This is a genomic window from Aquimarina aggregata, from assembly GCF_001632745.1.
In the GTDB taxonomy this organism is placed as follows: domain Bacteria; phylum Bacteroidota; class Bacteroidia; order Flavobacteriales; family Flavobacteriaceae; genus Aquimarina; species Aquimarina aggregata.
Window position 1 is genome coordinate 1 of sequence record NZ_LQRT01000011.1, and the last position, 13,969, is coordinate 13,969.

A 13,969-nucleotide genomic window follows, 5' to 3' on the forward strand; every position below is an offset into this window, starting at 1 on the left:
ACAGGACAAACTGGAGCCACTGGGCAAACAGGAGCTACTGGTGCAACAGGACAAACTGGAGCCACTGGGCAAACAGGTGCTACTGGTGCAACAGGACAAACAGGAGCAACAGGACAAACAGGAGCAACAGGACAAACTGGAGCCACTGGGCAAACAGGAGCTACTGGAGCTACTGGAGCTACTGGAGCAACAGGACAAACCGGAGCAACAGGTCAAACTGGAGCCACTGGGCAAACTGGAGCTACAGGAGCAACAGGACAAACAGGTGCCACTGGACAAACAGGTGCTACTGGTGCAACAGGAGCAACAGGACAAACAGGAGCAACAGGACAAACTGGAGCCACTGGACAAACCGGAGCAACCGGAGCAACAGGACAAACCGGAGCCACTGGACAAACTGGAGCTACTGGTGCAACAGGACAAACTGGAGCAACAGGACAAACTGGAGCAACAGGTCAAACAGGAGCAACAGGTCAAACAGGAGCTACTGGTGCAACAGGACAAACCGGAGCAACAGGACAAACCGGAGCAACAGGACAAACAGGAGCTACTGGACAAACTGGAGCCACTGGTGCAACAGGACAAACCGGAGCAACAGGGCAAACTGGAGCAACAGGACAAACAGGAGCCACTGGGCAAACCGGAGCAACAGGGCAAACAGGTGCTACTGGACAAACAGGAGCAACAGGACAAACTGGAGCCACTGGTGCAACAGGACAAACTGGAGCTACCGGAGCAACAGGACAAACTGGAGCAACAGGACAAACTGGAACCACTGGTGCAACAGGACAAACCGGAGCAACAGGTCAAACAGGAGCTACTGGTGCAACAGGACAAACCGGAGCAACAGGTCAAACAGGAGCTACTGGTGCAACAGGACAAACCGGAGCTACTGGTGCAACAGGACAAACAGGAGCCACTGGGCAAACAGGAGCTACCGGAGCAACAGGACAAACTGGAGCCACTGGGCAAACAGGTGCTACTGGTGCAACAGGACAAACTGGAGCAACAGGTCAAACAGGAGCTACCGGAGCAACAGGACAAACCGGAGCCACTGGACAAACCGGAGCAACAGGGCAAACAGGAGCTACCGGAGCAACAGGACAAACCGGAGCCACTGGACAAACCGGAGCAACAGGGCAAACAGGAGCTACCGGAGCAACAGGACAAACTGGAGCCACTGGGCAAACAGGTGCTACTGGTGCAACAGGAGCAACAGGACAAACAGGAGCAACAGGACAAACTGGAGCTACTGGAGCAACAGGACAAACTGGAGCTACCGGAGCAACAGGTCAAACTGGAGCCACTGGACAAACAGGAGCCACTGGGCAAACAGGAGCTACTGGTGCAACAGGACAAACAGGAGCCACTGGACAAACAGGTGCTACTGGTGCAACAGGAGCTACCGGAGCAACAGGACAAACAGGTGCCACTGGACAAACAGGTGCTACTGGTGCAACAGGACAAACCGGAGCCACTGGACAAACCGGAGCAACAGGTCAAACCGGAGCCACTGGACAAACTGGAGCCACTGGACAAACAGGTGCTACTGGTGCAACAGGACAAACCGGAGCAACAGGTCAAACAGGAGCTACTGGAGCAACAGGACAAACTGGAGCTACCGGAGCAACAGGTCAAACTGGAGCCACTGGACAAACAGGTGCTACTGGTGCAACAGGACAAACAGGAGCCACTGGGCAAACAGGAGCCACTGGACAAACAGGAGCTACCGGAGCAACAGGTCAAACAGGTGCTACTGGAGCTACTGGAGATGCATTTATTAGAGCATTTGGTAAAGTTGCAGCAAATGGTAATGCTATTAGAATTCAAGGAGCCACTGTTGTGAAAAATGCTGGTACAGGTAACTATACTGTTACATTATCAACACCTAGAACAACAGCGGACTATACAGTTCATGTAACCGTATTTAATTCTACAATTCTTCAAACAACTGCTCAGGTTACTAATCAAACTACTAGTAGCTTTACAATTCAGTTGTATGCAAGTAATGTATTCTTATATACAATCGATAGAGATTGGTACTTTACCGTTGAGGATTTTTAAACTCGACTAATAAAATTTAAATAAACAATAATGAGGTTATTAATTTTATCTTTTCTCTTTCCATATATCGTAGCAGCACAAGTGCTTCCTGCTGGAGCTACCCCTGTATCGGGACTTCCACAAGGAACTACTGCTCAAATCACTGCCGTTACCACAGCTTTACAGGGTTTCATGGCATACAGTACAGATGAGCGTATCATTTACTATTATGATGGAACAGCATGGATACCTTTTACAGATGACCAAACCGCTGCTGAAGTTAATACAATTGCTTCGTCGATAGATTTAAATGGTGACGGCGCTGTAAATGCAGCCGATATTATAGATGTAGATGGAGATGCAACTGTTGATACAACCTTACAAGATGTGGTCGAGGCAATAACTCCCATAACTTCCAAAGCTGGACGTGTCTTCTACCCTCCTTCTATTGAAATTGATGCTTCAACAATATCGACTACTAATGAAACTATTAATCTGTATCAACAGTATGCCAACCAATATGATTTAACTCAAAATTCAACAGTTATTAATGGTGTAACTGTAAATTATCAAACAGCAAAAAGCACTAGTGCTCCAAATAATATTCCTATTTATACTGCTGCAGAACTTGACTATTATGTAACCTTTGCTGATTCGAGTGTATTTAACATTATAAGTCTTTCAGATACTGGTATATTAACTTATCGAATTGTCGGCACTCCTACAAGTGATAATACATTAATCAATGTAGTTTTCGTGGTTAGGTAATAAAAATATTGTACATGCAAATTTTTAATTACATTAAATTAATTTTAATACTGCTTTTACTTTTTGTAAAAGCAGACATTTTTGCACAAACAAATGAAGACTTTGAGTCCTATGCTGCAGGTACATTACCAGCAGGATGGACAAATTCTGGAGGTGCCACTACCGGAGCTTTTGTTATCGGAGCTCCAAATTTAGTTGTTAATGACGGTGTTACAACGCAGCCCAATGGGGATCATACACCTGCTCCTGGAGTTAATGCTTTGTTTACTGCTCCAAATTCCAGTGATGGAAACGTCGATGTAGATAGAGGAACTGTTACAAGTACATCACCTGCATATGTTGTTACAACCGAGTCAACACTTTCTATTTGGTATTTTTTCGGTCAAAGAGATTTTAATGATGACCCAGGAGATGACTTTTTTCTCTTAGAATATTCAATTAATAATGGAGCTAGCTATACTGACTTAGTATCTATTGGAGATATACGCATAAATGCAGTATGGACAGAAGCAACTATCACTATTCCTGCTGGTTCAAATGTAAGAATTCGAGTTTCTGCTGCGGATGGTAATGGACCTGGAGATTTAATTGAAGCCGGAATTGATGATATTACAATTACACCAAATGTTCCTGTGATTTCTATAAATGATGTATCTGTAAACGAAAACGCAGGTACTCTAGATTTTACAGTTACTCATTCTGGAGGCGATCTTTCTGGCGGATTTACTATAGAATATAGTACTGCAAATAATACTGCACTATCAAGTCAAGATTACACAGCTACTGGTGCTCCCAACCCTACTATCTCATTTACTGGATTGACAGCTTCAAACCCGACAGAAACAATATCAATACCAATAACTGATGATAATTTTGTAGAAGGTGCAGAAACTTTTTTTGTAAATCTAAGTAATCCAAGTGATAGTTCAGTCACTTTTGCAGATTCACAAGGTCGAGGTACTATTAACGCTAATGATCCAGCCTCCTTATCTATAGATGATGTTACTGTTAATGAAGGTGATGGCACTGCTACATTTACTGTTTCCTTATCAGGGAATACAGACAGTGGCTTTACCGTTGAATATTCAACAACTAATGGGTCTGCACTAGCAGGTTCGGATTATACTGGTACTGGTGCCCCTACTCCTACTATTAGTTTTACAGGTAATTCGCTTAATGAAACACAACAAATAACTATACCAATTATTGATGATTCTGATGTTGAAGCGGATCATAATTTCTTTGTTAATCTTGGTACAGTAAGTAATGGTTTAATTACAATAAGTGATGGAACCGGAGAAGCTACTATTGAGGATAATGATGCTGGTATTAGCATTGCAGATTTAACTACAATAGGAGAAGCATCCGGCACAGCTACATTTGTTGTCACCCATATTGGGGCAGATGTCCCAGGTGGTTTTACAGTTAATTTCAGCTCTGCTAATAATACCGCAACCGCACCTGGAGATTATACCGCCACAAGCTCCCCTCCTGTCATTTCTTTTTCTGGAACAAGCGGTGAGACACAAAATATTCCTGTTACTATAATCGATGATCTAGATACTGAAGGTAACGAAAGCTTTTTTATAAACTTAACTTCGGTAAGTAATCCATTAGTATCTATTACTGATAATCAAGCAGAAGGAATAATTATTGATGATGAAATTCCTTTTATCATTACTGATGGCGTTACAGATAATACTTGTAGTGGTGTTTTTACCGATACGGGTGGTTTAAACGGAAATTATAGTGATAATGAAGGAATAACTTATACATTATGTCCAGATACCCCTGGTAGTGTAATTGTTTTAGATTTTACTGCTTTTAATGTTGAAGATTTTTGGGATGGTTTATCAATCTACCAAGGCACTACCACAACTACTTTAATAGGAACTTTTGATAATGATAATGTTCCCAGACAAATAATTTCAACAGATGCTTCAGGTTGTTTAACCTTTGTTTTTACATCTGATAATATAGTAAACGATGATGGCTGGGAAGCAAATATATCGTGTGCTTCAGTTTTCTTAAATGTAAGTAACGTTACTGTAAACGAAGCAGCGGGCACTGCCACTTTTGCGGTGACTTTAAATGGTAATGTCCCGGGTGGTTTCACAGTAGACTACGTAACTGATGACGGTACTGCTCTTGCTGATTCGGATTACACCACTACAACGGGTACATTAAACTTTTTAGGAAATGATACTGAATCATTTAATGTGACTGTACCCATTATCAACAATACATTTGCAGAGAATGATGAGATTTTTTATCTCACACTTAACAATGTAAGTAACTCGAGTGTTGGATTAATCGAAGGTATTGGGACGATTACTGATGATGTTGGAGATACAATAGTTAATGATGATGTACCTTTAACTCTTTTTGATGAATTTAATGGATATTATGACTATGCATTAACTGGAGGATCTTTGAGGACTGCTTCTGATACTGTTGACCCTTGTGATATTGCCGATTCGTCATCAAATACTTTAACAACAACTATACCGGCAGGATCTACAATAGATAAAGCCTACCTTTTATGGGCACATGCTGGTCCCAGTGCAGATGATGTAGTTGTTTTTGAGGGGCAAAATGTAACTGCCGAAGTTATTAATTCTGCGAATGGAGGAACATTTTATGGTATGGTTGGAGATGTAACGTCGATTATAAACGGAATTACAGATCCTTCAGCAAATACTTATGATTTTACCGGCCTAACCGTTGATAATCGCACACTTTGTGGTGGAACGGTTATTATTGGAGGGTGGTCACTAATGATATTTTATACAAATCCTGCTTTTCCTGCCGTAGGAATTAATATGTATAACGGTTTTGATGTTGAAGGAGGAGGAGCAGGTAGTACTACCACTTATACTCTAGGTGGTTTTTATGCTATTGGTGCGACAGGCTCCAAAACCTCGGTTTTGTCTTGGGAAGGTGATCAAGGAATTGCTGGCACAGAAGAAATATCACTAACTGTTGGTGCCAACAATACAACACTTAACGGAGATGGAGATAATACAGGAGGTACTCAAAACGTATTTAATTCTACAATTTATGACAATACAGTTTTACCAGTAATAAATGATACATCTGTATTTGGTTTGGATTTAGACACCTATGATGTATCAGCTTTAATTGGACCTGGAGAAACTTCTGCTACTACCGAAGTTACAACAGGAGGAGATGTTGTTATCCTAAACACAGTATTATTAAAAGTACCTAGTAATTTGATTACTGGTAATGTTTTTGAAGATATAAATTATCCCGGTGGTCCAGGAAGGACTTTAGCCACTGCCTCTGGATCAGGAATTAATGCGGCAACTGTAGAATTATATATAGAAACAAGTCCAGGAGTGTTTGCTCTAGAAGAAACAACTACGACTGATAGTACGGGAGAATATACTTTTGGAGGGATGGCAGATGGAACCTATAGAGTTCGTGTTGTAAATAATACAGTAAGATCTACAAGAGGAGGAGGTACAGCATGTACTTCTTGTCTACCCATTCAGACTTTCAGAGTTGATTATGCATCCGGCGGTACATTTACAAATCAGCTTGATGAAGTTGGAGGTGCGGATCCCACAGCCACAGATGTTGGAACAGGAACACTAAGCGGAGCCCAAACAGTATCTAGTGTAACCATAAATGGTGAAGGTGTTGTTGGTCTTGATTTTGGTTTCAATTTTAATACGATTGTAAATACCAATGAAGATGGCCAAGGATCTTTAAATCAATTTATCATAAACGCTAATACGCTTGATGAAACCGGACTAGACATCCAAGCGCATCCTAATGATGCAGCTTTAAATCCAGCTGCGGGAGAAGATACTTCAATATTTATGATTCCTACCAATAGCGATCCACTTGGTAGAACCATAGATCCAAATTATATAGTCGCAGATGGATATTTTGATATTATTATAAGTGATGGAAGCCCACTTACAATACTAACAAGTGACAATACTAAAATAGATGCCAGAACGCAAACTGCATATTCGGGAGATACAAATACAGGAGTTGTAGGATCAGGAGGTGCATTAGTCGGTGTATCTGCAACAACATTACCTGATTACAATCTACCTGAAATACAAGTTAGAAGTGATTTTGGAGATGTGTTACAACTTCAAGGATCAAATAATACGATACGAAACTTAGCAGTATATGGTGGGAATCGAAGAGCAATAGTTCAAATTTCGGGTTCTGATAATCTCATATCATCAAATTTACTAGGCGTAAACGCACTTGGTGTTTTAGGCACTGTGGGTGTTGGGTCATATGTAGATGATGGTGTTGAAGTTAGAGGAGGTACATCTATAATTGACAGTAATTACATTGCTTCAAATACTGATTTTGGTGTGGTAATAACCGGAGGAACTTCTACTATAATTAGAAACAACCATTTTACAGGTAACGGCTACAGGTCTTGCGATTATAATATTAATATTCAAGGAGGCAGCGGTGTTGTTATTAGTACAAACCTTATTGAAAACTCAGAAGCTACCGGAATCAATGACGATGCCGGAAGCGTTATAATAACCGAAAACACAATTACTGGATCAGGAGCCAATACAGGAGGCAGTTGTACAGAAATTAGTGGTATTGAATTAACTCAAAATAATTCTACCGTAACAAGTAACGTTATCAATAATAATGCAGGTGCAGGTATAATAGTAACCGGAGGAAATACTTCTGGAAATCGTATTTCTCAGAATTCTATCTTTGCTAATGGTACAACAACACCTTCATTAGGAATAGATATTAATAATGATGGGGTGACTATAAACGATAACAACGATAGTGATAATGGCCCCAATACAACGCTAAACTTTCCGATAATTGAATCTGCAACGATTAGAGGAACAACATTGAGAATTACGGGTTGGGCTGGTGCTGGAGCTACAGTTGAATTCTTTTTAACCGATATTAATCAGGGTACCGCTGCTGCCGGTGATAATCAGATTGCAGGACCTTCTGGAGCTGTTTCTCGTGATTATGGAGAAGGACAAGAGTTTATTATTTCTGCAGTAGAAGGAAGTATCGATGATACTGATAGTACAGTGTCAAACTACCCTACCGATGTAGACGGCAATACAGATACTACCAATAGATTTGATTTTAGAATTACTTTAGGAACTACAATTCCTAGAGGCAGTATGCTAACCGCTACAGCTACAGTAGCAAACTCAACATCAGAATTTGGAAACGGATTTATGGTTACAGCAGCTACTGTTATTACCAATAGAAGAATTACATATAGAGTAACTGCTAGAACTCCTATTGCCCCAACAGGAACATTAACCAGTGATCTATCTATTAATACTTTTGCCGACGGGCAATTTGGAGCGGGCAATCCATATCAATTGCAAGTTCAAAACACTACGGCTACACCATTTAATTATGAAATATGGATTGAAAATGTCCCGTACTCAACTATTCCTGGTCTAAATTTAGGAAATCATACCCTGCAGACCTCGAGTAATGGAGATGGAACTTTTAATTTCTTATTTACAAGTACTACAGCTTTAGGTGCATTTCAAACAACTATAATATCTGGTTCTGGAGGAGCCCCTAGTCCACCAGGAACTGGACCAGCTTGTGGTTGCGTAAGTTTTTATAAATTGTAACTCATTTTTAATATAAATAAAACAACTCAAAATCGTCAAAATGATCTCTCATTCCTTATCACACAAAAGTCATTTTATGTTAAAAAAAAGCATTTCGTCGACAGAAAATGAATTTTATCGACACTTTAACGCTTTTTATCGTAGGAAAAACACACTTTGTATTGTTTTTTTAAGTATATTTACCACATATTAATTACGGTTTAACAGTAATTATATAAAATACCCCTATATACTTTGAAAAAGATAACATACATAATCGCATTCCTTTGGACCTTAACATCCATAGCACAGCAAACCTTATTTTGTAACTTTGGTAATATCCAAACGCACGATCAAGCACAAATTGGATTTCATCTTGATGTAGTTAACAATGGTACATTTGATGAAAACAATGGCGGAACCGTAGGTTTTTACAATCAGACAGGAAGTCTAAATATTTCTGGAGATAATCGTCCTACTTTTCATGACATGATTGTTGATGTAGCAGGAGACCTATTCTTAGATGTTGCAGTAGAGGTGACTAACTTTCAGGAATTTGTAAACGGAAGAGTACAAACTCCGAGAGATAGACGAAACGTTTCTTTAGATTACACTAATGATGCCCCATACTTAGGAGAAAATGATGAACGATATGTAGATGGATATGCATCGATAAATGGTGATTTAAATTTTACTTTTCCAGTTGGAGACGATTTTAGACTTCGCCCTATAAGTATTGAAAATGAAGCTGCTACTAATACAGCAAGGAGTGCTTATTTCTTTGAAAACCCTAATAACCCTAACTTTTTTCCATCGAATTATGACACAAACAACTTTAGTAGTTCACTATTTGGTGTAAGCACTTTTGAGTTTTGGGACTTAGATGGTGATATTGAAACAAGAGTTACACTTACTTGGGATGATAATAGTAACATTCCTACCTTAACAGATAACTTAGAAGACCTAAGAGTTGTGGGTTGGGATAGCAACTTAGGGCAATGGGTAAATCTAGGAAATACCGGAGCAACAGGAAACTTAGACAACGGACAAATTACCTCAGATGTAATCATTCCTGATAACTATACTATAATAACATTCGGCACGTCTGATATTATCTTAGATGGTGATCTTGAAATATTTACTGCTGTATCACCAAATGGAGATGGTTTTAATGATACTTTTATTATACAAGGTATATCCGAGCTTCCAAATAACGAACTTTCTATTTTTAATAGATGGGGAGTAGAAGTTTACAATAAAAAAGGATATGACAACTCTTGGGCCGGAATTTCTGAAGGAAGAGCTACTATAGCTAAAGGAGAAGAATTGCCTGTAGGTACTTATTACTATGTATTAAAAATAGAAGGATTAAAAGATCGAGCAGGATATTTATATATTAACAGATAAATACTAACTTGGTTTTAGTGTTACTTGAATGATAATTAGTCTAAAACTCTATATTTAGACATAAAACTATTCGATTAAAAGTCAAGTTAAAAACTTATTGCGAGAATTATCCAAATCCAAATAGTATTTTAAGTACAGATATTGTTCATATTTCAGATGTTCTTATCATAGAAAATAAATTAGTTTCTGGTTTTTCCTAATTATAATAATATACTGACCGTTCTCCTGCATTCTTTTATTTAAATTATCATCTTGATTTTGTGTTTTTATTTAGAATGTTAGTTTCTATTATAAAAAACACGAAAATTATATAAATATTCTTCAGTTTACTTACCCATACATTTCAAAAATAATTATACTTTTAACCTTACTATTTTTTAAATAATAAAAAATAAGGATATTAGAACTTGCATGTCTATTTTTAGACTTATTAAAAAATTAAAACCATACTAATGAAAGATAAATCAGGAAAAATCCAGGATCTTATAGATAAAAAATTCTTAGAAGAACGCAGTGTTTTTTTATGGGGTCAAGTAGATGATAAATCTGCTAAACATGTTATCGACAGACTTATGTATCTTGATATGATAAGTGATGATGAAATTAAATTATACATTAATAGTCCTGGTGGTTATGTAACTTCGGGCTTTGCCATGTATGACACTATAAAAAGTCTTAAAAGTCCGGTTTCTACAATATGTACTGGATTAGCAGCTTCTATGGGATCAATTTTATTAAGTGTTGGTAAAAAAGGAAGTCGTTTTATACAACCTAATGCTAAAGTTATGATTCACCAGCCAAGTGGTGGTGCAAGAGGTCAAGCCTCGAATATCGAAATCCAAGCAGCTGAAATACTTAAAACAAAAGAACTAAGTGCACAAATTTTAGCAGACAACTGCGGTCAGGATGTTGAAAAAGTACTAAAAGATTTTAACCGAGACTACTGGATGGATGCAGAAGAATCTCTTGCTTATGGTATTGTAGACGGTATTTTAGAATAACATTGTAATACTTCATTCCAAAAAATATGTTTTAATCCTAATATTATGATAAGACGAAACTTTATTGGAATGAGTATTTTAGGAAGTCTGGGGCTTTCATTATTGTCATTTTCTAAATTTCAAGAATTATTTTCAAAGGATGATCTTATGGGTAAAAGTGACCCCGTCCTTTTAGGTGATGATTATAAAATAAGAAAAGAAGCATATCATGCTTTTATAAAAATGAAAGCCGCAGCCTTAAAAAGTGGTTTTGATATTAAAGTAGTTTCTAGTTATAGAAATTATGCTCACCAAAATAGAATTTGGGAACGTAAATACAAAAAGTTCACCTCAGACGGACTTTCTCCTTTAAATGCCATACAAAAAATTGTAGAATATTCAACAATTCCAGGTACTTCAAGACATCACTGGGGTACAGATCTAGATATTGTTGATGGCAATGCTCCCCAACCTAAAAGTTTATTGTTAGAAAAGAATTTTCAAAGTGATGGACCGTTTTGCAAGTTTAAAGAGTGGATGGATAAGCATGCACATACTTTTGGTTTTTATTTAGTCTATACAGACAAGCAAGATAGAAAAGGATTTAAATATGAACCCTGGCACTATTCTTATGCCCCTCTTTCTATTCCTTTATTAAAGCAATATCGAAAATTAGATATAGCTACAGAATTAAAAAAAGCAAAATTATTAGGTAGTGAACACTTCAGCAAAACCTTTATAAATCAGTATATTAGTGAGAATATTTATGATATTAATCCAAAATTATTATAATAGATATACTAAAAATATACTATTTTAGTTATTCATAATAAATACCCCAAATAATGAAAACTAATTTAACTGCTTATTTTTGTGCTTTTATAGTACTACTTACCGTATTTTCTTGTTCTGAAGATGAAAGTCCCGCAGATATGGGCGCTCCAAATGAAACATCTGTAGCAGATGAAATTCTAAGATTAGTAAATGAACATAGACAAAATCAAGGTCTTGCTAGTTTAGAAAAAAACACAACTGCACAGCAATTAGCAATAGACCATACTAACTACATGATCGATCAAGGTCGTATTAGCCATGATGGTGGAGATGCTAAATTTCAAAAGCTAAAAGAAGAAGAAAACGCTCAAGGGTTTGGAGAAAATGTTGCTTCTGGTCAAGATTCTGCACAGAGTGTTATGACAGGGTGGCTTAACAGTACAGGACACCGTCAAAACATAGAAGGAAATTATACGCACATAGGCATTGGTGCAATTAAAGATAGTCAAGGAAGATATTACTATACTCAAATTTTTTATAGATAAAGTTAACTATGCAAACTCAACACGCTAGTTTGCACTAAACACGCTCTTAACAGGAGTGTTACCTCTAGTAAATTGCTTACTAAAAAATGTCATCACGACTATATTTTGGTAAGCAATTTTTTATATCAACTCTTTTTTTAATTACTACTGTAGTAATTATTCAAAACTATAAAGTCACTCTTCCTTCACATCTTGGTACTTTTTTTTATTCTATTTTTTGAAATGTCATTCTAGTCACAAGGAACAATAATTTATTATTTATTAACTTTAAGAAATAAAATATAATTATAATGAGACGAGGTGGCTTAAAAATCCGAATACTTATTGGTTTAGCTATTGTTGCCTTTGCATTTATTAAGAAATGCAATAATAAAACGATGAATCCCTATACTGATAGAGTACAAAATATTAATATGACAAGCGATCAGGAAATTGCTATAGGATTACAAAGTGCTCCAGAAATGGCTCAGCAACATGGAGGATTATATCAGGATCAGAAATTACAAAGTTATATCGATATGATTGGCGATAAATTAGTAAAGGCTAGCATGGCTAAGCAAACACCTTATCAATATGAATTTCATCTTTTAGCCGATCCAAATACTATTAATGCCTTTGCCCTACCTGGTGGTCAAATTTTTATTACATATGCCCTACTTTCCAAATTAGAAAACGAGGATCAAGTTGCTGGAGTTCTTGGGCACGAAATAGGTCATGTTTTAGGAAGGCATTCTGCAGAAAGAATAGCTGAACACGATTTTTGGAAAACAATATCTACTGGCGCATCTGTTGGAGCCGATGCAGGAGGAATTGTAAATAGTATAGGCAAAAATATATTGCTTGGTAACGGAAGAGGAGATGAATTAGAAAGTGATAAACTTGGTGTTTTATTCATGATTAATGCAGGATACAACCCTGAAGAAATGATTGGAGTTATGAAGGTATTGAAAAATGCAGCAGGTCCAAATCGTACTCCCGAATTTCAAAGCACACATCCTGATCCTGACAATCGTATAGAAAAAATAAGAGAGGCTATTGCAGAGTATAGCGGTCAATAGTCACTTTTGATTACAAATAAACAAACCCTGTTAAAAATGTTTAACAGGGTTTATTAGATTCATTAACACACAATTTTTAAGATAGTTCCTCTAAAAGAGCCATTGCTTCTTTTGCATTTGAAAGTTTAGCAAATTTCAATGCATTGTTACCTTTACTATCTTTAGCTTTTACTTTGGCTCCTTGCTTAACTAGAACTTTAATAATATCCACACGATTATAACGAGCAGCATACATTAAAGGGGTCATTCCATCCCATTTTTCATTAACATCACTTCCGAATTCAATCATTTTCTTTACTGCATCTAAATCACCTTTTACAATAGCCATACAAAAGGGGTTTGTTTTAAAAGTTGTAAATTCAGAATCATGACTATTTGTGATCATTCTAGTTTCAGAAGCGAAACTACTAACTGTGGCGAGACATGCAACTACAAGAGTTGCTAACATTGTTTTTCTCATAATAAATTTGATTTTACGTTAATTTGATTGACTTGATACTATACCAGTAAGACTTCGATTGTTCCATTTTTGTTACAGCCAAATCATGAAATAACACAACTTTAACCTTTCATAAACAAAAAATTATATTAAATAAATTTCAGGTAATTGTACACTATTTAGCATCCAACTGATATAAATTTTTAAAAAATATTGTCCAGCAAATGAATTGTATTATCTGTATAAAAACTAGTTCTATTTTAAGAATAACCTACTTTTAACCTTCTGTGAACATATTCCTTAATAGTTTCATAAAAAACACGATAATAATTGCATTCAAAAAAGG

9 protein-coding genes are annotated in these 13,969 nt (G+C 37.1%); 8 read left to right on the top strand and 1 reads right to left on the bottom strand.

Going from position 1 to position 13,969, the window contains the following annotated elements; all coding sequences use genetic code 11:
• From AWE51_RS11045 to AWE51_RS11080, 8 genes are all read left to right on the top strand, one after another.
• Positions 1-2,064, top strand: a 2,064-nt coding sequence (locus AWE51_RS11045; protein ID WP_198403821.1) for a hypothetical protein, incomplete at its 5' end; no start/stop codon positions are given.
• A gap of 30 nt (positions 2,065-2,094) precedes the next feature.
• Entirely contained in the window at positions 2,095-2,811 is a 717-nt protein-coding gene (locus AWE51_RS11050; protein ID WP_066313495.1) for a hypothetical protein, read from the top strand.
• A gap of 14 nt (positions 2,812-2,825) precedes the next feature.
• A complete protein-coding gene (locus tag AWE51_RS11055) occupies positions 2,826-8,441 on the top strand; it encodes a beta strand repeat-containing protein (RefSeq protein ID WP_066313498.1) in 5,616 nt (1,871 codons plus the stop codon).
• A 234-nt stretch (positions 8,442-8,675) separates the two neighbouring features.
• On the top strand, positions 8,676-9,827 hold the full coding sequence (locus AWE51_RS11060; RefSeq protein ID WP_066313501.1) for a gliding motility-associated C-terminal domain-containing protein: 1,152 nt from the start codon (positions 8,676-8,678) through the stop codon (positions 9,825-9,827).
• A gap of 452 nt (positions 9,828-10,279) precedes the next feature.
• Entirely contained in the window at positions 10,280-10,828 is a 549-nt protein-coding gene (locus AWE51_RS11065) for a ClpP family protease (RefSeq protein ID WP_066313502.1), read from the top strand.
• 45 nt (positions 10,829-10,873) lie between these two features.
• Positions 10,874-11,599, top strand: coding sequence for a M15 family metallopeptidase (locus AWE51_RS11070; protein ID WP_066313504.1), 726 nt, complete (start codon positions 10,874-10,876; stop codon positions 11,597-11,599).
• 53 nt (positions 11,600-11,652) lie between these two features.
• Positions 11,653-12,126, top strand: coding sequence for a CAP domain-containing protein (locus AWE51_RS11075; RefSeq protein WP_066313508.1), 474 nt, complete (start codon positions 11,653-11,655; stop codon positions 12,124-12,126).
• 290 nt (positions 12,127-12,416) lie between these two features.
• The gene (locus tag AWE51_RS11080; protein ID WP_066313510.1) at positions 12,417-13,184 is read left to right on the top strand and encodes a M48 family metalloprotease; all 768 of its coding nucleotides are present in this window, start codon (positions 12,417-12,419) and stop codon (positions 13,182-13,184) included.
• A gap of 76 nt (positions 13,185-13,260) precedes the next feature.
• On the opposite strand, the gene AWE51_RS11085 is transcribed toward AWE51_RS11080, so the two are convergent.
• Positions 13,261-13,644: an ankyrin repeat domain-containing protein gene (locus AWE51_RS11085; RefSeq protein ID WP_066313513.1), complete on the bottom strand. Its 384-nt coding sequence runs from the start codon at positions 13,642-13,644 to the stop codon at positions 13,261-13,263.
• Positions 13,645-13,969: the final 325 nt, after the last annotated feature.

Excerpts from the sequence above, each read along its gene's own strand:
- AWE51_RS11050 (WP_066313495.1), top strand. The coding sequence starts at position 2,095 with ATGAGGTTATTAATTTTATCTTTTCTCTTTCCATATATCGTAGCAGCA.
- AWE51_RS11055 (WP_066313498.1), top strand. The coding sequence starts at position 2,826 with ATGCAAATTTTTAATTACATTAAATTAATTTTAATACTGCTTTTACTT.
- AWE51_RS11065 (WP_066313502.1), top strand. The coding sequence starts at position 10,280 with ATGAAAGATAAATCAGGAAAAATCCAGGATCTTATAGATAAAAAATTC.
- AWE51_RS11070 (WP_066313504.1), top strand. The coding sequence starts at position 10,874 with ATGATAAGACGAAACTTTATTGGAATGAGTATTTTAGGAAGTCTGGGG.
- AWE51_RS11075 (WP_066313508.1), top strand. The coding sequence starts at position 11,653 with ATGAAAACTAATTTAACTGCTTATTTTTGTGCTTTTATAGTACTACTT.
- AWE51_RS11080 (WP_066313510.1), top strand. The coding sequence starts at position 12,417 with ATGAGACGAGGTGGCTTAAAAATCCGAATACTTATTGGTTTAGCTATT.
- AWE51_RS11085 (WP_066313513.1), bottom strand. The coding sequence starts at position 13,644 with ATGAGAAAAACAATGTTAGCAACTCTTGTAGTTGCATGTCTCGCCACA.